Below are 21,068 nucleotides of genomic sequence, written 5' to 3'. Positions count from 1 at the left end.
AGGCTAGCTCACTGCCTGAATAATGGCCGTAGCCTGAAGCGGAACGGCAACTTGTTCGTGGCTCTCGAGATTCTTGACCGCCACTTCCCCGTTCGCCAGCTCCTGGTCCCCGAGCACGAGAGCAAAGCGCGCACCCGCCCGGTCAGCGCCTTTCATTGCGCCTTTCAAACCGCGACCACCGTACGCCATGTCCGCTGAAATTCCTGCGGCACGGAGCTCGTCGATAAGCGAGCTCATCTTGCGGCGAGCCTCCTCACCGATTGCTACGCCGAACACCTCAACGCGACGATCCATATTCGGGAGCGCCACCTCCTCAGCCTCCAGCGCGAGCACTGTCCTATCAACGCCAAGCCCGAATCCGATGCCTGACAGATCTTGGCCACCGATCTGCGCCATCAAGCCATCGTAACGTCCACCACCGCCGATACCCGACTGAGCCCCAAGACCATCGTGCACAAACTCGAAAGTAGTCTTTGTGTAGTAGTCAAGGCCTCGCACCATCCGCGGGTTAATCACAAACGGAACCCCCATATCCTTCAGCGTCCCGGTAACAGTCTCGAAGTGCTCGCGAGACGCATCTGAGAGGTGGTCCAGCATCAACGGTGCATCGGCTAGAAGCTCCTGCACTTCCGGACGCTTGTCGTCCAGAACACGAAGCGGATTGATTTCCACGCGGTGCTGCGTCTCCTCGTCTAACGGGAGCTTCTTGAGGAAAGCTTGGAGCTTTTCCCGGTATGCGGGCCTGCAGGTGTGATCGCCAAGGCTTGTCAGCTCGAGGCGAAAGCCTTTCAACCCAACGCTCCGGTAGCAACGATCTGCAAGTGCGATAATCTCCGCATCAAGCAAGGGGTCGTCGACGCCAATTGCCTCGACACCAACTTGCTGCAGCTGGCGGTACCTGCCAGCTTGCGGACGCTCGTATCTGAAAAACGGACCGGCGTAGTTCAGTTTCACCGGCAGATAACCCCTGTCAAGGTTGTGTTGGATCACTGCACGCATGACGCCTGCAGTCCCCTCTGGACGCAAGGTCACAGAACGCCCGCCACGGTCGGCAAACGTGTACATTTCCTTCGACACAACATCGGTAGATTCACCGACACCACGGGCGAAAAGAGTTGTGTCTTCGAAAACCGGAAGCTCGATGTGTTGGAAACCCGCAACATGCGCCTGTCGCACGAACTCATCGCGGACATAAAGGAACTTCGACGACGCCGGGGGCACGTACTCCTGCACTCCCTTTGGAGCGCTCAGTGCCTTGAAATTTTCTTTTTGGGGTTTCTTCGTATCACTCACGGGGACTGAGTCTAGCTGTTCTCAGTCGCTACCGCAGCCATGGCTACTGATTACGAGCCTCAAGGAGAAACGGGTTCGTGGTTCGTTCGTGCGCCATGGTTGTACCGGGTCCGTGTCCAGGCAACAACGTTGTCTCGTCAGGAATCGCCCAAACCGGTCCACACAAAGAGGTTTTCATTGCCTCTGGATCGGAGTGTGGCAGGTCAGTCCGGCCGACGGACCCCGCGAACAGCACGTCGCCTGAAAACATGACGTCGCCCATCTGATAGAGGACACTGCCGGGAGAATGGCCTGGAGTATGAGTTACATCAGCCCTAAAACTGGCGATTTCAAGTGGCCCATCTGCGTCAAACGTGCGGAGGTCCGATGCGGTCTCCATCGAAGCGGCGTCGAAAAGCTCGAGTGTTGAGGTAGGAAGGCCGCGTCCATGATCAAGCATGAACGCGTCCGCTGCGTGGATAAATACGGGAACCTGGTACCTCGCAACATCTCTCGTATGGTCAATATGGCCGTGGGTAAGAAAGATGGCCACAAGTTGCAGCCCCTCTTCCTTGAGAAACGCAGAAACGACCTGATGCGTTCCCATGCCGGCATCGACGAGGCAGGCTAGCTTCGCAGAATCATCGATGATGACGTAGCAGTTCGTCTGAAACGGTCCCGACGTAAAACCTAAGATTCGCAATGCCTACCTCGCTGTCTACCTAAACCTCTCCGACTAGGAAAGGGCAGCCTCGGCAGTCGAGTAGTTGGGCTCGTTGGTGATCTCCTCGACCAGCTCGACGTGCACCACGCGATGATCGGCGTCAGTCACGATGACCGCGCGTGCAAGCAATCCCTTGAGTGGCGTTCCGTCAAGCGTGAGGCCGAACGCCGTGCCGAAATCAGAGCGGAATGCAGAGAGGGCCTCTACATTCTCGATGCCCTCTGCCGCGCAGAAACGCTGCTGAGCAAACGGCAAGTCCTTCGAGATACAAAGCACTGCAGTGTTTTCTGCAGATCCCGCAAGCTCATTAAACGCCCGCACAGACTTTGCGCACACGTCAGTGTCTAGCGATGGGAAAACGTTCAGTACCAGGCGCTTCCCCTCGTAATCGGTCAACTTCTTTTCCGAAAGATCGCCTGCGACTAGCACGGCGTCAGGAAGGGTGTCGCCTACCTTCGGAAGAGATCCAGATGTTTGCGATTCATTACCTTGAAAAAATACCTTTGCCATGCCCACGACCCTACATGAACTATCGGTAGCAAGCAGTCGCACAAAACACAGCAAAATACGACGGGTACAGTTACACCTGCTAATATTTCCCAGTCAACTAGTCAGAATAGAGGTACTACGGTGAGCAATAAAGAGCGCGGTCAAGAAGCCCTTAAACATCTGGAGCGTGAATTGAATTCACGCGATCGAAAGCAGAACTCAAAGCCCTGGTCGATCGCGGCGCTTTCCGCAGTTGTAATCGTGGCGCTAGGCGGCGGCATCTACTTCCTGGCGAACCAGGACGGCGACAGCACCAGCGAAGCACAAAGCTCGGCTGAAGAAACCACCGCCCCAAGCGAATTCGACGCCAACAACTACGAGGCAATCGCGACGAAGCGTGCCGAAGCACTCCCCGCCTCAGTCTCGTGTGAATACACCCCCGATACAGCACAGGGTGACAAGAAAGCAGACCTGCCGAAGACCGACAACGTCTCTACGACAGGGACCGTCAACGTCGAGCTCGACACCAGTGCAGGGCCGATTGGTATGGAGCTCGACCGCTCTGTCTCGCCGTGCACGGTGAATGCGATCGAACACCTCGCCTCTGCTGGCTACTTCAACGATACCGTCTGTCACCGGCTCACCGATGGCGACGGCCTTAAAGTACTGCAGTGCGGTGACCCGACCGGCGTAGGCAGCGGTGGTCCTGGCTTCCAGTTCGCAAATGAGTTCCCGACTGACGAAGCGCTCAAGGCTCTCTCGGACACGCCCGCCCCGGAAGGCGTATCTCCAGAAGAAGCAGAGCAGATGAAACAAATGGAGCTCCAGCAGAACCCGCAAAAGTACGCACGCGGCACCATCGCCATGGCGAACGCTGGATTGGATACCAACGGATCCCAGTTCTTCCTGAACTACGGTCATTCAGTGCTGCCTCCGCTGTACACCTACTTCGGTCAAATCTCTGAAGAAGGTTTGAACACCCTTGACAAGATTGCTGAAAAGGGCGTCGAAGGCGGCGGCCAAGACGGCGCACCAGCCGAAGAGGTACGCATCAAATCGGCAACCGTAAAGTAACTACACAGTTGCCTCTCAGCTGCACAGGAGCAGTTTTCAGTCTATTCAAAGTCTTGCAAAACGTCTGATAGCCAACTAGAGTTTGCACTCGTACATTTGTCAATCCCGTCAGATTGGAAAATTCATGAACTTCCGTAAAAGTATTCTTGCAGCAGCCACTGCTGTAGCTGTCGCAACTTCTGGCGTTGCTGCTGCTGAGGCTGCAGAAAGCACCACCCCAACCACCACGGCCAAGCCAGCTTCGAACACCAAGACTGAGAAGGCCCCGACGGTGAAGAACACCACCTCCAAGAAGTCCACCACGAAGCAGGCTCCTAAGGATCAGTCGAGCGACGAGGGCTCCTCCGTCAAGGACATGTCCCCATCTGAAATCCGTGACTGGATCGCAGTGTTCACCGCCGTCATCGGTGCGCTCGGTACCCTGTTCGCATTCCTGGACAAGTACCTGCGCAAGTAGACCGCTGGCTAGGTGCCACACTGGCATCTCCCACTAGCGCACCCAAGTGGGGTAACCCGTGACCGGGTTACCCCACTTTTTCTATACACCGACGCGGTAGACGTCGAATACCCCTTCAACATTCCGGATCAGATTCATCACAGAAGCGAGCTGCTTCGTATCCGAAACCTGGAAGCTGAACCGAATCGTGGCAATACGGTCTTCCTTCGCTTGTGAGGAAAGCGATAGAATCGCCAATTTTTGTTCAGACATTACCCCCGTGAGTTCCGCGAGGAGACCGTGCCGGTCAAGAGCCTCCACCTGAACGGTCACGATAGAGGTACCCGCAGAGCCGCCAGCGCCGGACCACGAAACCTCGATCAACCGCTCTGGTTCTTGCCTGAGCTTGTTCGCGTTGGTGCAATCTGTGCGGTGCACCGAAACCCCTCCACCACGGGTAACGAACCCGAAGATATCGTCGCCAGGAACCGGCTGGCAGCAGTTGGCAAATTTGGCCATTACATCCGGGCTGCCCTGCACCAAGACTACAGGGCCATCGCCCGAGGGTTCTGGTCGGATGATCTTTGAATGGGGCGTCCGATCCGCCAGAAGATCTGCGGCGTCTTCAACGTCACCAAACTGGTCGACCAGCATTTTTGCAACATGCCGGGACGAAACATTCCCAGCGCCGATAGCCGTGTACAGGGCATCTACATCGGAGTAACGCAGCCTGCGTGCAATATCGCGCATTGACTCAGGCGTAAATAGCCGGTGAAGTGGAAGTCCGCTCCGCTGTACTTCCGCTGCCAGCGCATCGCGTCCGACTTCGAGGTGTTCCTCGCGCCGTTCTTTCGCGAACCACTGACGCACCTTTGTTTTCGCACGCGGTGAAACAATAAAGTCTTGCCAGTCACGAGAAGGCCCGGCATTTGGGTCCTTCGAGGTAAAAATCTCGACGCGGTCACCATTTTGCAGCTGTGACTCCAGAGCAACCAGTTTGCCATTAATTTTTGCCCCCACACATCGGTGGCCTACCTCAGTGTGCACAGCGTAGGCAAAGTCCACAGGAGTCGAACCGGCAGGAAGATTGATAACATCGCCGTGTGGCGTGAAGACGAAAATATGCTTGCTTGTCAGGTCGTAGCGCAGTGAATCAAGAAACTCATTTGGGTCTGAAGCTTCCTTTTGCCAGTCAAGCAGTTGGCGCATCCACGCCATCTGATCTACTTCAGCCTGATCTCCCTTATGCGATCCTTTCGTCTCTTTGTACCGCCAGTGAGCTGCAACACCGAACTCGGCGTTGTAGTGCATCTCGTGCGTACGTACCTGTACTTCGAGGGCTCGCCCACTGTTCGTCATCACCGTCGTGTGCAGCGACTGATACACACCGAATCGCGGATTCGAAATATAGTCCTTAAATCGGCCTGGCATTGCAGAATACATAGCATGAACGACGCCGACCGCTGCGTAACAGTCGTGGAGATTATCGACGAGCACGCGAACGCCAACGAGGTCGAAGATTTCGTCGAACTCGTGGCCTCGAACAACCATTTTTTGGTAGATGGACCAATAGTGCTTCGGCCTCCCCATCACCTCTGCGTCGATACCGTTTTTCTTCAGTTCGGTTTGCAACTCACGAATAATCTCTGCAAGAGCTCTGTCCCGCGAGGGCGCTCGGTCAGCAACTAACCTCACGATCTCTTCGTATTTCTTCGGGTAGAGGATCGCGAACGCGAGATCTTCAAGCTCCCATTTCACTGTCGCCATCCCGAGGCGGTGTGCAAGCGGTGCAATCACATCAAGGGTTTCGCGCGCCTTCTTCGCTTGCTTCTCAGGAGGAAGAAAGCGCATCGTGCGCATGTTGTGGAGCCTATCCGCAACCTTAATCACAAGTACCCGGGGATCCTCCGCCATGGCAACGATCATTTTCCGGATCGTTTCTGCCTCTGCCGACGCCCCAAGCGCAACCTTGTCTAACTTCGTTACGCCATCGACGATTCGTGCCACCTCAGGCCCGAAGTCGGCCGTAAGTTCATCCAGGGTGTAGTCAGTGTCCTCAACGGTGTCATGCAACAGTGCTGCCACCAACGTTGTGGTGTCCATACCAATTTCACCACAGATCGTGGCTACGGCAAGCGGGTGCGTAATATATGGGTCGCCTGATTTCCGGAACACGCCATCGTGAAGCTGCTCAGCCGTCTCATAGGCACGATTCAATAATGCGACGTCGCACTTCGGATGGTGCCGTCGATGAATCGATAACAGCGGGTCCAGGACCGGATTGCTACGGACCCGCGCACCGCCAGTGAGCGAACGAGCAAGTATTGCGGACACACTTCGCATCGAGGGTGTATTCCTCTTCGGTGCTTTCTCTTGAGTCACAGTCCGCCTCCAAACTCTCCTATTGGTCGAGCACTACCACGGGAACATCTCCTAAGCGGCTTCTACCGTCCAGTCCTTGTACCTCGAGCATTACTACGTATCCAACAACGCTACCACCTGCGCGTTGGATTAAATCGGTTGCTGCGGAAAGAGTTCCGCCTGTAGCAAGTACATCGTCAACGAGAACAACCTTCTTACCGTCGAGGTCAATTCCCGACGCCGGGATTTCCAAAGCTGCAGTGCTGTACTCGGTTTTGTATTCCTGTGTAATCACCGGCGGAGGGAGCTTCCCCTTCTTACGGATGGCGAGGATGCCTACGCCCATCTCGTATGCAACAGCTGAGCCCAGGAGAAAACCACGGGCATCCAGGCCGCCAACAAGGTCTGCTCCAAGATTCTCAGATACACGCGCCATTTCTTTGATAACAACCCGCAAGGCATGTGCATCTGCAAGCACCGGTGTGAGGTCTTCAAACAACACGCCCTTTTCGGGAAAATCTGGTACTTTACGGATCCTTTCTCGAAGCGCTTCCTTTGCGCTTTCAAACGTGTCCTTCGAATCGCCCATGGGTTTCTCCTTGGATAGCTTCATTTCTTTACTCATCAACGGACCATCGATCCATATTCCAGCCAATTCCCGACAAGCCTGTGTACATAACAACGTTTTCAACTCGCTGATCAATCGCGAACGAGCGAGGCTGTGCTGAAAGTGGCAGAATCGGAATCTCCCGCCAAAGCCAATTCTCTTGACTCCGCAATGCGTCGAGTTCCTGCACCCGATTGTTCGCAGCTGGGTACTCAACTTGAGAATCGATTGGCATCAAAAGCGCATCGACGGTGCCCTCTTTCTCTACGATCTGGCCTTGTTCGTCCATGGCATAGCCCGGCAACTCGGCCAACGTCGCCAGATTCTCCGACTGGTCGAGAACTTCAATACCCGCCGGTTCGCACTGTGCTCGGATCGTCTGAATCATTGCGGAGATCCGTGCCGACCGCATCGGCGTCGAGATCCGCAAAATACTGCCACTTGCAGCACGTGCCTTTTCGACGTCATACTCAGTTGCCGTCTCACCGACACTTTCAATTTTCGACGCCAGCGGGTCACTGTGCGCAACTACTTGTACTGGAGCAGCTGCAACCTCTAGGCCCGACATCTTCGAGGAAGTTTGTGCGACTTCAGACGGATTCACACAGTGAGCAAGCGCTCTGCGCCGTTCTGGTTCTGCCCAGGGGCCTGACTTGGCCATGACCAACGCGTCAGTGAGTTCCCCCACAACGCTCGTCACATCAACTGGTTCTCTCTCTGCGTTTACGTCGTACCAGTCTGGTGCGGGTTCTTCGAGGTTGCCGATTTTCAATCCGCCGGAGGCAACTAGTTCACCGGAATCTGCATTCCCTGGCCAGACCACGATCTTCTGCAGCGCTGGAGCATCACCGTAATAGGAATCATTAGCGACGAGGACTACTTCGCCTTCTTTGCCAACACTCTCAATCTTGTACGGTCCGAACGATACTTGAAGTTCAGGATCGTACTGCTTCAGATCAAAACCGTAACGCCAAATATCTGCGATGCTTCGAAGGCTCATTGGGTCACGTGCAGTAAGCGCATCGACGAGCTCTTCCGCCGACATTCCGACACGCGCTGCAACTGCGTGTGACGGCAAAACTGTTCCGGGTTCAAAAAGATCGCGCCAACGGGCGCCACGGTTCTCCTTCATTGTGAGAGTGAAAGTTTTTGATCCGGGTTGACATGCCAATGTATCAGCGTCGTCGAAAAGAGGCATCCAAGAATCGAAGAGCTCTGGTAGCTTCCCAGCTGTGAACGTCAACAGGTAGTCATTACACGTTACTGGGGTATTGTCGGAGAACACTGCCGCATCGGAGATGGTGTAAATCACCTGACGCCTGTCGCCGGGCAGCACTTGCGTCTCTACCAAGTCGGTATTGGGGATCATTTGTCCGTTGGGGCCCGGAACGTAAACTCCGGGGTACAAACGACCAGATAGTTCTTGCGCCAACGTCGAGTGCCCCTCAGCGCTACCCGCGTTCACTGTGACCAGTGGTGCTTGTACCTGATAGCCAAACTCTTCGCTATTAGAGTTCGACGCTGCACCACCGTCGGAACACGCCGTTGCTAAAAACACGACAGAACACGCAGCAACGGCGCGTGAAAATACGCTACTCATACTTGGTTTACCTAGCGTGTCGACGGCCGCCAAGTGCTCATTGCCGGCGATTCGTCTCCATCGCTGCCTTCCACAGCACTACGAACCGGTGTATCAACGGTGCGCTTTGGCTTTACAGTGGCTTCATCGTCGTGGTCGACGATCTCACCGGCGCGGTATTTCTCTACTTCAACGTTGTGTTCCTTGTAAGCGCGCTTGCGCTCCATAAGCGTTACCAGCAGCGGAGTCGCGAGGAATAGCGAGGAGAAGATACCTTCGATGACGCCGATCAGCTGGATCAAGGCGAGATCCCGGAGTGTACCCACACCGAGCATCCAAACAGCCACAATCATCAGCGCGACGATCGGGAGTGCAGAAATGACGGAAGTTGAAATCGAGCGCATGACCGTTTGATTCACTGCCAGGTTCGCTTCTTCAGCATAGGTCGAACGACGCGAGTCCAATACACCACTAGTGTTCTCCTTCACCTTGTCGAAGACGATCACGGTGTCATAAATGGAGAACGTCAAAACGGTAAGCAGACCGATAATCATGGCTGGGGTAATTTCCAGCCCGAAGAGTGCATAGAACCCTACGATCAATATGCCGTCAATGATCAAAGCACCCATCGCCGCGATGGCCATCTCTCGTTGCAGGCGGACAGCCACGTACACGGCTGCAGCGACGAGGAAGACCAGCATCGCCATCAACATCCGTTTCGTGATTGTGTCACCCCACGATTCGGAAACAGTCGAATCACCAATTGCGTCGGCAGACACTTCCCCTTCAGCATTCTTGGTGTGATGCTTCTCAAAGATCGCCTGCCGCGCTTGGTCGATTTGTTCCTGGCTCAGATGCTCAGCATTAATCTCAAGTGTCCGGGCATCACCGGCACCAATAATCTGAGTCAGTTCAGGAGTGACGCCAGTCGCGTCGACAAATGTCTCCTCGACTTCTTCGGCAACGAGATCGTCGGCCGGCATCGAGAGTTTGGTACCGCCTTCGAAGTCGATACCAAGGTTGAATCCACGGACCAGCATCGCAAGCAGCGAGATAACTACCAGTGCCATGGTGATCCCGTACCAGAGCTTACGGCGACCGACGAAATCGATCGCTGCATCGCCGGTGTACAGACGCTCCCAACGGCCAGGCTCCTTGACTGTTGGTACGACGGAAGCAACGGTTTCAATTTGCGATGACGACATTGCTACTTCACCTCAATACTTTCCGACGCGGCTTCTGCAGCCACGCCTTGATGAGCTTCCTCGCTCACGTCCTTGTCATGCTGCGCTGCAGCAAACACTTTGGTCATACCGTTGACAGCTGGCTTCGACCAGAAGCGGGACCGGGAAGCGAACACCATGAGCGGAGCAGTGACCAAGAACGTCACTAGCAGGTCAAATACGGTCGTAAGGCCCATCGTGAATGCGAAGCCCTTCACATCGCCAACCGCAAGGAAGTAAATAATGACCGCGCCGATCAGGGTCACCATGTTACCGGTAATAATTGTATCTTTCGCTCGATCCCAGCCGGAGGCAGATGCAGAGCGGAAAGTCTTGCCCTTACGAACTTCGTCCTTGATGCGTTCGTAGATGACGACGAAGGAGTCCGCAGTAGTACCAATACCAATGATCAAACCGGCGACGCCGGAGAGGTCCAGCGAGTAGCCGATCCAGCGCCCCAGCAGAACTAGCGAGCCGTAAACGAGAAGACCCGCAAAGAAAAGCGTAGCCAGGGAAATAAGACCATAGAGCCGGTAGTAGAAGAACACGAAAATTGCGACCAAAATCAGACCGACAATGCCTGCATAGAAGCCAGCCTGCAAGGATGCCAGACCTAGTGACGGCGGCACTGTCATCGCTGTACCACCAGGTTCGCCATTCTCACCCGCGAAAGAAAGCGGCAGCGCACCGTAACGCAGGTTGTTTGCGAGGCTCTCAGCTTCCTCCTGAGTGAAGTTGCCTGTAATAGAGGTTGCGGAACCGACTGGGGTTGCGCCCTGAATGACAGGTGCGGAGATAATTTGTGAGTCCAGTGTGATCGCGATCTGCTGCCCGATCATCTCACTCGTCAGCTGCGCCCAGGTAGACGAGCCATTAAACTCGCCGGCCTGGCTGAAAGCGAAGTTGATCTCCATCTGGCTCGACTGCGGGTTGAATCCACCAGTGATCGAGCGACCAGTGTCGATCTGTTCACCGGTGAGACGCGGGCCGTCCGTATCAGTAACGCCTGCGAGCAATGGCACCTCGCCGAGGAGCAGTACCTGGCCAGATGAAGGGTCACAGGCTACAAGTGGTGCTGCTTCGTCATCGGTCCCGGCCAATGGATCAGTAGGTTGCACGGCACACAACGCGCTCAGCATCGACATAGCAACGAATTGCTGGGTAGGGTCTTCAGACTGACGAGTAGCCTTGAGCATCTCAGCTTGGTCAGCCCTGCGCTCCGAGGACTCCACAGGGCCATTCGGCTCAGGCAACGGTTTCGCATCAATAGCAGGAATCTCAACGGTTTGTCCCTGTTCGGCAACCTGCTTCTTCACCTGATCGCCAATCGCCTTGGCTTGATCCGCGGTCAAAACCCCATACCGGATCCAATCGTTCGCGGTTTTTGCGAAGACCTCACCAATCGAATCTGCGGAAGGTGCAGGCGGTTGCATAACCGGACGGAACAGCAGCTGCGAGGTCTGCCCAATATTACGTACTTCCGATGTGTCGTCGCCCGCGGCAGTGATCACTAGGGTATTGCCGTCAACGACGACAGTCGCGCCGGAAACACCCATGCCGTTCACACGCTTCTCAAGAATGTTTCGCGCTTCGTCGAGCTGTTCGCGAGTTGGCTCGTCCCCCTGCGGAACGAGGGTCACGCGAGTACCGCCCTGCAGGTCGATACCAAGCTTCGGGGTTGCGGACTTATCGCCCGTGAAAAATACTAATGAGTACACGCCAATGACGATGAGCGCAAAAAGCGCCAGCGCGCGCGCAGGCCACTTCCGCTTTGATCTCAACTCGCCGGAACGCTGAGTGTTCTTGGACACCGAGCTAACTCCTCTATTTCTACGTTATTTCACTGCCACACCCCGCTTTGCCCGAAACTTTGGGTAAAGCGGGGTGTGGTGCACATCGATTTATCGTACGTCATCAACTGTCATATCGGTAAAGACAGCTAGACAGCATTTGCCGTAACTCTGAGATGGACTATTCCGGACGTTGTTCCGAATCGTCTGCTGCAGGTTCCTGAACCGCGGTCTCGACTGCCTCTCGTTTCATAATTCCGGCGGTCTCCATCTTGACGACAACACCAGGGGCAATTTCAATTCGAAGCGTTGCGTTATCTGCGTCCACAACGTCTCCATGAAGGCCAGAAACCGTCACAACATGGTCACCGGGCTGAATAGAGGACTGCATCTCCTGCACCTGTTGCTGACGCTTCTTCTGGCTTCGCATCATCAAGATTGACGGAAGCATGAACACCAATAGGACGAGCAAAATAAGGATGATTTCCATAGCTCTATATTGACATACTCCCAATTATGTTGAAACGAGTGCCTGTCCTGGAGCATCCGGTGGCGGATCAATGCCAAGGTGCTGCCAGGCAGCCACCGTAGCAACGCGGCCACGACCAGTACGTGCCATCAATCCTGCTCTCACCAGGTAAGGCTCGCATACTTCTTCGACTGTAGACGGTTCCTCCCCTACAGCAATTGCCAGTGTATTGACGCCAACAGGTCCCCCACCGTGGCCACGAATGAGCGAATTCAGGACCGCTCTGTCGAGCCGATCAAGCCCGAGGTCGTCAACGTCAAACACCTCCAGCGCAGCACGCGCCGCCTGAATATCGATTCGTCCGCTGCCATGCACATCTGCCCAATCACGAACACGTCGCAGCAATCTATTCGCAATACGCGGAGTTCCCCGTGCACGTGAAGCGATTTCGACTGCTGCGTCCTTGTCGATCTCAACTTGCAAGATCTTCGCAGCACGTTCGACCACGTGCCTCAAGTCAGTAACCTCGTAAAACTCCATCTGTGCCGTAAAACCGAAACGATCCCGCAACGGACCAGTGAGCATACCAGCGCGAGTCGTTGCACCGACCAGGGTGAACGGTGGAATCTCAAGTGGAATTGACGTCGCCCCGGGCCCCTTTCCAACAATGACGTCAATACGGAAGTCCTCCATTGCCATATACAGCATTTCCTCCGCAGGCCGTGCAATACGGTGAATCTCATCGATAAAGAGGACATCGCCTTCCATAAGATTCGAAAGCATCGCAGCGAGGTCACCAGCACGTTCAAGCGCAGGCCCAGAGGTCATCCGCAAGGAAGTTCCGAGTTCCTGCGCGATGATCATCGCCATCGTTGTCTTTCCTAGCCCTGGCGGACCGGAAAGCAAGATGTGGTCCGGTGTGACGCTGCGTTGACTAGCACCCGCGAGTACAAGACTGAGCTGCTCACGCACTTTCGGCTGTCCAATGAACTCATCAAGCGACTTCGGACGGAGAGACCTCTCAATATCGTGTTCATCACTATGCGCATTGACACTGACGGGAGCCCCATCGGGACGTGAAAGATCATCCGGCAACTGGAATACGGTTTTTTCAACGTCTGACATGAACCCCACCTACTTTTTCGATAGCGTCTTCAGCGCTTCGCGCAACAGATTCGATGGATCAGTATCCGGTTGTTCCGCAACGAGAGGTTCGACGACAGTCCGTGCACTACGCTCGGTAAATCCAAGCCCAACCAGTGCTTCTACAATCTGCTCACTGATGCCTGAGTCTGAAGCAGCCGGAGCCGTTGCACCGTGGCTCGCTTCGCTGCCCGTTTCAAACAAGCCGACAACCTTATCTTTCAGCTCCAACACGATTCGTTCTGCCATCTTCTTACCGACGCCAGGAATCGTTTGAATCTTCTTCGCGTCACCACTCGAAATCAATTCGGCCAGTTCCCCAGGCCCAAAGACTGCCAGTGCTGCCATCGCGAGCTTTGGCCCTAGCCCACTCACGGTTTGAAGCTTGTGAAACATAGTCCGCGAGTCCTCATCCGCGAACCCAAACAAGGTCATACCGTCATCGCGGACCACCAGACTGGTGACTACATCCGCATGCTCACCACGAGTTAGGCGACTGAGCGTTGGTGGCGTCGCCAAGAAGCGATAGCCAACGCCCCCGCAGCCGATAACAGCATGATCGAGGCCAATCGAAAGGACGTCACCGTGGAGGGAATCAATCATGAACTAGTTCTTTCTCAGTTTTTCAATAGCGGAAGCTCGGGCAAGCAACGGGGCTCGCCAGCAATGGCAAACAGCGATGGCCAACGCGTCTGCAGCATCTGCTGGCTTTGGTGGCTCGCTCAGACCAAGAATACGTGTAATCATCGTAGTCATCTGTTTCTTATCAGCGCGCCCATTACCAGAAACTGACTTTTTTACCTCTGAGGGCGTATACATGTGCACTGGTATATCGCGCTCTGCAGCGGCGAGGACCATTACCCCGACGGCGTGGGCAGTATGCATCACGGTAGATACGTTACTGCGTTCGAAAATTCGCTCCATCGCAACCACGTCGGGCTTATACTCATCCATCCAGTCGCTTACCGACTTCGAGATCCGCAATAAACGCTCCGATAGTTCCACATCGGAAGGAGTGCGCGCTACACCGACGGCAATCGGTATGACCTGACGTCCTCTCCCCGCTTGAACTACCGAAAGGCCGCATCGGGTCAAACCAGGATCTATGCCCATTACCCTCAGACCTTGGAGGTTCACCGCGCTTCCTTCCGCCGAATATTGCACTGGCACATATGTTCTACCATAGTCTGAAAAAGAACCACCACTCGCTGCAACGAATGGTGGTTGAAAAACAGACTACGCCTTACAAGTCGAGCTCGGCTGCGATCTCGTCAGGAATAGACATGTTCGAGTACACATTCTGTACATCATCAGAGTCTTCGAGGGCATCAATCAGCTTCAGATTCTTTTCAGCTGCAGATGCATCCAGTTCAACTTCCACGTCAGCACGGAAGTCCTGCTCAGAGCCCTCAACCTCGATACCGGCCTCCACTAACGCCTCGCGGACTGCGGCAAGGTCGGTCGGCTGACAGGTAACTTCAAACTCTTCGCCAAGATCGTTAACTTCTTCTGCACCAGCGTCAAGTACCGCCATCAACACATCGTCCTCGGTGAGCTCCCCTTTCGCCACCGTGACGACACCGACGCGATTGAACATGTAGCCCACAGAACCGGTTTCACCAAGATTGCCACCGTTCCTGGTCATTGCCGTACGAACTTCAGTCGCTGCTCGATTACGGTTATCCGTCAGGCACTCGATCAACAGAGCGACACCGTTCGGGCCGTACCCCTCGTACATCACCGACTCCCAGTCAGAGCCGCCGGCTTCCTCGCCCGATCCACGCTTACGCGCACGTTCGATGTTGTCGTTCGGGACCGACGCCTTCTTAGCCTTCTTGATCATGTCATCAAGCGTCGGGTTTCCTGCTGGATCGCCGCCACCAGTGCGAGCTGCAACCTCGATATCTTTGATCAGTTTCGCCCAGAGCTTGGAACGCTTTGCGTCGTTCGCGGCCTTCTTATGTTTAGTAGTAGCCCACTTTGAGTGGCCAGACATCCGGTATCCCTTCGCTTAAAACGGTTGACTATTGGTAATTGAACGTCAACCTACTATACGCCCGAACAGGTTGAGCTGCAGAACCGCGAGCAAGGTTCAGCCGCTAAAGGGAAAGCGAAGCGAAGGCTGGCAGGGCTGCGGTCCCACCCAATCGAAGAAGCCTTACGGCGGGCCGTAGCCGTAGCGAACGAACATCCCTGACAGCGTCGTTATAAAACCGCAGTGCAATTGCCACACGAGTATCTGCAGCGTCAATATCAGCGGGAAGCATCGTCCCTTGTCTCTCGATGTGTTTCCGCATTTCTTGTTCGGACTGAAGTCGTTCCTCTACGTCAACTGGAGTCAAACGCAATGATTCGATGATCCGGCACTCCTCGCGCATTTCCGGATACAGTGCGGCAATGACAGCACAGCGTTGGTCGAGCGCAGCTTGAAGTGCGTCGCGTGAACGGTCGAGACGGATATGGAGGCGGTGTAGCCGTTGCGCAGTGAAATATGCCCAGGCAAACAGCAACGTGATTACCGCTGCGAACACCACTAGGGCAATAGTTGTCATGCGAGTGTCACCTTCTCACCAACACTTACTGCTTCGTATACAGCCATAATCTGAGCAGTCACTGTCGACCAGTCATACTGCGCGGCTCGCAGTTGCCCTCTTCTGCCCATCTCCAGGCGCAAAGCAGCGTCGTCAATCAAAGCCTGTAACGCCTTTGTCAACTCGGCAACATCACCTACAGGAAAAAGAATCCCGGCAGGGTCAGATGATTCTGCATCACATACCAGCGAAAAGGCCTCTAGATCACTGGCCACAACGGCGCAGCCCGCAGCCATCGCTTCCACGAGAATGATGCCAAACGATTCGCCCCCAGTGTTCGGAGCGACAAACATATCCGACGCCCCCAGCAATCTCGCCTTTTCCTCCTCGCTTACGCGACCGACGAAGTTCACTCCTGGAATCTGCCGAGGCTCCCCGCTTCCGATCACCGTGAGTTCGACTCGTCCTTCAAGGTGATCGAACGCTTCGAGAAGCAGCGTTAGCCCCTTTCTTGGCTCGTCGATACGCCCCAAGAATGCGATTCGAACAGGCCCGACGGAGCTCAACGGCGCTAGCTTCCGGGCGGCTACGAACTTCCGAGTGTCCACTCCATTAGGGATAACGATCGGATCGGCTCCGATCTGTTCAACCTGCCACCTCCGAGCAAGCTCGCTTACTGCGATACCCCCGCGGATCTTTTCCAAATATTTCCGCAAAAACGGCAGTGCAAGCTGCAAAATGCGAGACCCAGTTGTAGACGTGTGGTATGTAGCGACGATCGGTCCCGAAGCCAACATAAGCGCTGCGAGCGAATAGCTAGGAGAATTGGGCTCATGGATGTGCAATACATCAAATTCGCCATCACACAGGAATTCGCGAGTAGTCGTAAAAACTTTAGGGCCGAACGCCAGGCGCGCGACAGAGCCGTTATACGGAATAGGTAACGAACGCCCGCCTTTCTTTACAAACTCGGGAAGAGGCGTGTCATCACGCGCAGGCCCGAGCACTTTCACTTCATGCCCTTGGCGCAAAAGTGATTCAGCTAAGTCAAGGATGTGCGCTTGAACCCCACCTGGTTCGTCGAAAGAATACGGGCACACGATACCAATTTTCATCCCTTCGCTACCTTTTTCTTCCGGTCTGCGATCCAAAACGGCTGAAGCACATGCCAGTCTTGTGGGTGCTTTTTGATTCCGCGCTCAAACCAGCCCGCAAGCTTTTCCACTTTACCTTCTACGGAATCTGCAACAATCGGCGGCGATACGCTAGTCACCCACCCATCCATGCTGCCTGAACTCTCAAATGCATTGTGTACTGCGAGCAGTGTCGCACCAGTCTTCTCCGCTAATACTGCCGGACCGGCGGGCATTGTCGTCTGCTCTCCAAAAAATGCTACCGGCACCCCGTGCCCACCGAGATCACGATCTGCCAACAAACAGACAATCCCTTGTTTGTACAGAGCTTCCTCGAGGAGTTGCATTGGAGGTCTCGACGCACCACGCGAAGGAATCACCTGGATTCCTAACCCACGTCGAAATTCCAAAAACGCATCGTAGAGCTCTTCGGGCTCTACCCGCTCCGCGACCGTCGAAAAGCTCCCGTATCGGTGAGCAAGCCATGCACCCGCAAGATCCCAGTTCCCCGAGTGCGGTAATGCGAGCACTACACCCTTGCCTTGTTGAATCGCATACTCCAGATGCTCAATTCCTTGTATCGATGCAGAGAATTGCTTGTGAAACCGTTCGTTCGAGATTACTTTCTGCAGGCAAAAGACCTCGAGCCAATACCGCATGTATGACCGCATCGAGTTCTTCACAAGCGAACGCGTGACGTTCTCAGGTCCAACCACACGCGAGAGATTCTTACGAAGTTGCTCCGGTAACCTCCCATTGCGAGAGTAAATGTCGGCAACGAACATCATCAGACAGTAGGCGATACTGTAAGGCAGCATTGATAGCAGCTTCCACCCCATCCAGTAGCTGCGATATACGCACTCATCCTTGAACGTTTGCATGCGCGCTTCGGTCCTAGCGCGACCCAAACGTTTTAGCTCCTGCTGGCGCGGCAATCTGCCGCTTTGATGCAGGATCCTTCGCTGCAATAACGAGTCGCTGCGCAACCGTATATATCGAGCCGAAAAACAGCAGCCAAAGCCCGCATTCAATGGCGTACGGCACACCGAAGCCTTCCAACCCCAGCGCGACAAGCGCGATGAGAAGACGCTCAGGCCGCTCAACCAGCCCGCCGACAATCTTGATACCCCCGGCCTCCGCGCGCGCCTTAACGTAACTAATCACCTGGGAGAGTACTAGTACCGCAAGGCAAACTGCGACATGCGCCGGAGAAGCTTGATCTACGTACACCAGCCAGAACACGATGGCACCGAAGAGCGCTCCGTCAGTAATCCTGTCACAACTTGCGTCAAGCGTAGCTCCGAAAGCAGTCCCTCCCCCGCGGAGACGGGCCATCGTGCCATCCACCATGTCAAAAGCCGCGAAAAGACCACTCAGAATAGCTGCCAAAACAAGATGGTCAGTTGGAATGAGCACGACGGCTACCAACACAGTGAGCGCTGTTCCACCAAGCGTTGTCCAATTCGGTGTAAGACCAGCTTTAAGCAATGCAGTGGCGACCGGTTCTACGACAACAGCAGCAGGCTTTCGTCCATGAACACTGAGCATCTGCCTACTCCCCTCCAGTCTGTTGAGCCGCCACTTCTTTCCAGCTCTCTGCTAATAGTTGGCGCGTTTCACGCAGCAGCTGCGGAAGCACCTTGGTGCCAGTGATGACTGTCATAAAATTTGAGTCCCCTGCCCACCTCGGAACCACATGCACGTGTAGGTGATCTCCGATAGAGCCTCCGGAGGCCCTGCCTAAATTCATGCCAACGTTTATCGCTTCGGGGTCTGATACCGCCTTGAGAGTTTTCACTGCGAGCGTTACGAACCTCATAAGCTCGGCTGATTCCCCCGCAGTCAGGGCTTCAATCTCCGCCACCTTACGGTACGGCACGACCAAAATATGCCCAGCGTTATACGGATAAAGGTTCAGCACCGCGTAGACGGTCTCCCCTCGAGCCACGATGAGCCCCTCTTCATCGCTCATCGAAGGAATCTGCACGAAAGGATCACTTGACCCCTTCTCATCGCGTGGCGTTGACGCGATGTACTTCGAACGGTACGGCGCCCAAAGACGCTGAAGTCTGTCTGGAGTACCAACTCCAATGTCCTCATACATTTCTGAGCGCCTCTCTACTTCTACTGGTCAGCCTGGCGCTGTTCAACCAGCTCTTTCGTTGGTTGTTCGTTGAACTTTTCGTCCACCCAGTTGGTGATAAGTTCGACAGCCTCGTCGACGCCGACTCCATTAATTTGGGTGCCGTCGAGGAAGCGGAAGCTTACAGCGTTTGCCTCTACATCACGCGCGCCAGCGAGCAGCATGAACGGAACCTTGTGAGTGGTGTGCGTCCGAATCTTCTTCTGCATCCTGTCATCGGAATGGTCGACCTCAGCTCGGATGCCGCGCGCCCGCAGCTGCTGGATGATGCCGTCAAGGTGTCCAGCGAAATCGTCAGCAACGGGGATACCTACAACCTGGTGCGGTGCCAGCCAAGCCGGGAATGCACCGGCGTAGTGCTCAAGCAGCACGCCGAAGAATCGCTCAATTGATCCAAAGAGTGCACGGTGAATCATGACTGGTCGCTTCTTGCTTCCGTCTGAGGATGTGTACTCAAGATCGAAACGCTCAGGCAGGTTGAAGTCGAGCTGAACCGTGGACATCTGCCAGGTACGACCGATGGCGTCGCGAGCCTGTACGGAAATCTTTGGACCGTAGAACGCTGCACCTGCTGGGTCCGGAACAAGCTCGAGCCCAGACTTGGTAGCAACTGATTCTAGGATACTCGTTGAACGCTCCCAGATATCATCATCACCGATGTACTTCTCGGGATCCTTGGTGGACAACTCCAGGTAGAAATCATCAAGCCCATAGTCTCTGAGCAGAGAAATAATGAACTCCAACACACTCGTCAGCTCATCTTCAAGCTGTTCCTCAGTGCAGTAGATATGGGCATCGTCCTGAGTAAAACCGCGTGCACGAGTCAGGCCATGCACCACGCCGGACTTTTCGTAGCGGTACACGGTACCAAACTCGAATAGTCGCAGTGGCAATTCACGGTACGAGCGTCCACGTGAATCGAAGATGAGGTTGTGCATAGGGCAGTTCATAGGCTTGACGTAGTAATCGACTGCCTGTTTGGTCACATTGCCTTCGTCGTCGGTCTCGCCGTCGAGCTGCATCGGTGGGTACATGCCGTCGGCGTACCAGTCCAGGTGGCCAGATCTTTCGAAGAGCTCACCCTTCGTCAAGTGTGGGGTGTTGACGAATGAATAGCCTGCCTCGAGGTGACGCTGGCGGGAGTGTTCCTCCATCACCATCCGGATAATTCCTCCATCCGGGTGGAATACTGGCAAACCAGACCCAACTTCCTCCGGGAAGGAGAAAAGATCGAGCTCATTGCCAAGACGACGGTGGTCACGCTTCTCTGCTTCTGCAAGCATCAACATGTGCTCATCGAGCTTTTCTTTCGACTCCCAGGCGGTGCCGTAAATACGCTGCAACCCGGCGTTATTCTGGTTGCCACGCCAGTACGCAGCTGACGAACGTGTCAGTGCGAACGCCGGAATGTACTTAGTAGTTGGCACGTGAGGCCCGCGGCACAGATCGCGCCACTCGACTTCATTCGTCCGTGGATTCACATTGTCGTAGTGGGTGAGCTCTCCGTGGCCGACTTCAGTTGCTTCGTCCGAGTCAGGGTCCACGTTTCCTTTGTCCTGCACGAGCTCAAGCTTGTACGGCTCATCAGCTAGGTCCTCTGCTGCAGCCTCAGCCGACGGGTAGACTCCACGAACAAACTTCTGGCCTTGCTTGATGATCTTCTTCATGCGGCGCTCGAGCAGCTTCAAGTCTTCTGGTGTGAACGGTTCAGCCGCGTCGAAGTCGTAGTAGAAGCCACCCTCAATGGCTGGCCCAATTCCTAACTTCGTCCCCGGAAACTCAATCTGCACTGCTTGCGCCAACACGTGAGCACACGAGTGGCGAATCACGGACCGACCCAGCTCAGTGTTCGCGGTGACTGGAGTTACTGTGGTGTCTACATCCGGCGTAAATGACAGGTCCTTCAACGACCCGTCTTCAGACTGCACGCAGACAACCGCCTCCGGGCCCTTATTCGGCAGCGACAATTCGCGCATCGCAACCCCGGCAGGAGTGTTCGCCGGGACCGTGAAGGCCTGGGCTGCATGGTGGGTTTGGTCGTTATTCGTCATGTTCGTGCGCTCCTTTGCGCTTCAATGAGGTACGTCATACCTG

At 55.0% G+C, this 21,068-nt stretch carries 21 protein-coding genes; 2 read left to right on the top strand and 19 right to left on the bottom strand.

The window, feature by feature from the left end; genetic code table 11:
* Nucleotides 1-3 precede the first annotated feature (3 nt).
* From hisS to tpx, 3 genes are read right to left on the bottom strand one after another with little or no spacing between them, the layout of a single operon-like run.
* Nucleotides 4-1,293 carry a histidine--tRNA ligase gene (gene hisS / locus KBX14_RS01515; RefSeq protein WP_256041720.1) on the bottom strand — a complete coding sequence of 430 codons (1,290 nt, stop codon included), beginning with the start codon at nucleotides 1,291-1,293 and terminating at the stop codon, nucleotides 4-6.
* A gap of 43 nt (nucleotides 1,294-1,336) precedes the next feature.
* Nucleotides 1,337-1,975 (bottom strand): MBL fold metallo-hydrolase, encoded by a 639-nt coding sequence (locus tag KBX14_RS01510; protein ID WP_256041719.1) that lies wholly within the window; start codon nucleotides 1,973-1,975, stop codon nucleotides 1,337-1,339.
* A gap of 33 nt (nucleotides 1,976-2,008) precedes the next feature.
* Complete coding sequence (gene tpx, locus KBX14_RS01505) at nucleotides 2,009-2,506, bottom strand: thiol peroxidase (protein WP_256041718.1); 498 nt, start codon at nucleotides 2,504-2,506, stop codon at nucleotides 2,009-2,011.
* Between the two features lie 120 nt (nucleotides 2,507-2,626).
* Here tpx and KBX14_RS01500 point away from each other — a divergent pair, with 120 nt between their 5' ends.
* Complete coding sequence (locus tag KBX14_RS01500) at nucleotides 2,627-3,559, top strand: peptidylprolyl isomerase (protein WP_256041717.1); 933 nt, start codon at nucleotides 2,627-2,629, stop codon at nucleotides 3,557-3,559.
* Between the two features lie 124 nt (nucleotides 3,560-3,683).
* Entirely contained in the window at nucleotides 3,684-4,016 is a 333-nt protein-coding gene (locus tag KBX14_RS01495; protein ID WP_070976807.1) for a hypothetical protein, read from the top strand.
* 81 nt (nucleotides 4,017-4,097) lie between these two features.
* Here the strand turns inward: KBX14_RS01495 and KBX14_RS01490 are convergent, their stop codons facing one another.
* The 16 genes from KBX14_RS01490 to thrS form a co-directional block, all read right to left on the bottom strand.
* Nucleotides 4,098-6,377 (bottom strand): bifunctional (p)ppGpp synthetase/guanosine-3',5'-bis(diphosphate) 3'-pyrophosphohydrolase, encoded by a 2,280-nt coding sequence (locus KBX14_RS01490; protein ID WP_256041716.1) that lies wholly within the window; start codon nucleotides 6,375-6,377, stop codon nucleotides 4,098-4,100.
* A gap of 19 nt (nucleotides 6,378-6,396) precedes the next feature.
* Nucleotides 6,397-6,945 carry an adenine phosphoribosyltransferase gene (locus tag KBX14_RS01485; protein ID WP_070363506.1) on the bottom strand — a complete coding sequence of 183 codons (549 nt, stop codon included), beginning with the start codon at nucleotides 6,943-6,945 and terminating at the stop codon, nucleotides 6,397-6,399.
* Nucleotides 6,946-6,973: 28 nt separating this feature from the next.
* Complete coding sequence (locus KBX14_RS01480) at nucleotides 6,974-8,563, bottom strand: ABC transporter substrate-binding protein (protein WP_256041715.1); 1,590 nt, start codon at nucleotides 8,561-8,563, stop codon at nucleotides 6,974-6,976.
* Between the two features lie 11 nt (nucleotides 8,564-8,574).
* Nucleotides 8,575-9,747, bottom strand: a complete 1,173-nt coding sequence (gene secF, locus KBX14_RS01475; RefSeq protein WP_256041714.1) for a protein translocase subunit SecF — start codon at nucleotides 9,745-9,747, stop codon at nucleotides 8,575-8,577.
* 2 nt (nucleotides 9,748-9,749) lie between these two features.
* Complete coding sequence (gene secD / locus KBX14_RS01470) at nucleotides 9,750-11,576, bottom strand: protein translocase subunit SecD (protein WP_083290770.1); 1,827 nt, start codon at nucleotides 11,574-11,576, stop codon at nucleotides 9,750-9,752.
* 160 nt (nucleotides 11,577-11,736) lie between these two features.
* On the bottom strand, nucleotides 11,737-12,045 hold the full coding sequence (yajC, locus tag KBX14_RS01465; RefSeq protein ID WP_256020379.1) for a preprotein translocase subunit YajC: 309 nt from the start codon (nucleotides 12,043-12,045) through the stop codon (nucleotides 11,737-11,739).
* A gap of 24 nt (nucleotides 12,046-12,069) precedes the next feature.
* A complete protein-coding gene (gene ruvB / locus KBX14_RS01460; protein WP_256020377.1) occupies nucleotides 12,070-13,149 on the bottom strand; it encodes a Holliday junction branch migration DNA helicase RuvB in 1,080 nt (359 codons plus the stop codon).
* Between the two features lie 9 nt (nucleotides 13,150-13,158).
* Nucleotides 13,159-13,770, bottom strand: a complete 612-nt coding sequence (gene ruvA, locus KBX14_RS01455) for a Holliday junction branch migration protein RuvA (RefSeq protein WP_256000234.1) — start codon at nucleotides 13,768-13,770, stop codon at nucleotides 13,159-13,161.
* 3 nt (nucleotides 13,771-13,773) lie between these two features.
* Complete coding sequence (gene ruvC / locus KBX14_RS01450; protein WP_070362374.1) at nucleotides 13,774-14,304, bottom strand: crossover junction endodeoxyribonuclease RuvC; 531 nt, start codon at nucleotides 14,302-14,304, stop codon at nucleotides 13,774-13,776.
* 106 nt (nucleotides 14,305-14,410) lie between these two features.
* Nucleotides 14,411-15,163: a YebC/PmpR family DNA-binding transcriptional regulator gene (locus tag KBX14_RS01445; protein WP_070362373.1), complete on the bottom strand. Its 753-nt coding sequence runs from the start codon at nucleotides 15,161-15,163 to the stop codon at nucleotides 14,411-14,413.
* Nucleotides 15,164-15,266: 103 nt separating this feature from the next.
* Nucleotides 15,267-15,719 carry a hypothetical protein gene (locus KBX14_RS01440; RefSeq protein ID WP_070976797.1) on the bottom strand — a complete coding sequence of 151 codons (453 nt, stop codon included), beginning with the start codon at nucleotides 15,717-15,719 and terminating at the stop codon, nucleotides 15,267-15,269.
* On the bottom strand, nucleotides 15,716-16,813 hold the full coding sequence (locus KBX14_RS01435) for a glycosyltransferase family 4 protein (protein ID WP_256041713.1): 1,098 nt from the start codon (nucleotides 16,811-16,813) through the stop codon (nucleotides 15,716-15,718). Before KBX14_RS01435 ends, KBX14_RS01440 begins: the two co-directional genes overlap by 4 nt.
* Nucleotides 16,810-17,712, bottom strand: a complete 903-nt coding sequence (locus tag KBX14_RS01430) for a phosphatidylinositol mannoside acyltransferase (RefSeq protein WP_256020376.1) — start codon at nucleotides 17,710-17,712, stop codon at nucleotides 16,810-16,812. Before KBX14_RS01430 ends, KBX14_RS01435 begins: the two co-directional genes overlap by 4 nt.
* 13 nt (nucleotides 17,713-17,725) lie before the next feature.
* Entirely contained in the window at nucleotides 17,726-18,379 is a 654-nt protein-coding gene (gene pgsA, locus KBX14_RS01425; protein WP_070362369.1) for a phosphatidylinositol phosphate synthase, read from the bottom strand.
* 4 nt (nucleotides 18,380-18,383) lie between these two features.
* Nucleotides 18,384-18,935, bottom strand: coding sequence for an HIT domain-containing protein (locus KBX14_RS01420; RefSeq protein WP_070362368.1), 552 nt, complete (start codon nucleotides 18,933-18,935; stop codon nucleotides 18,384-18,386).
* A 20-nt stretch (nucleotides 18,936-18,955) separates the two neighbouring features.
* Complete coding sequence (thrS, locus tag KBX14_RS01415; RefSeq protein ID WP_252930850.1) at nucleotides 18,956-21,025, bottom strand: threonine--tRNA ligase; 2,070 nt, start codon at nucleotides 21,023-21,025, stop codon at nucleotides 18,956-18,958.
* Between the last annotated feature and the right edge of the window lie 43 nt (nucleotides 21,026-21,068).

Origin of the sequence: Corynebacterium sp. CCUG 61414 (assembly GCF_024453945.1) — a bacterium.
GTDB lineage: Bacteria > Actinomycetota > Actinomycetes > Mycobacteriales > Mycobacteriaceae > Corynebacterium > Corynebacterium pseudogenitalium.
Note: the sequence above shows the minus strand (reverse complement) of the source record. Positions and strands in the feature narration are given on the sequence as shown.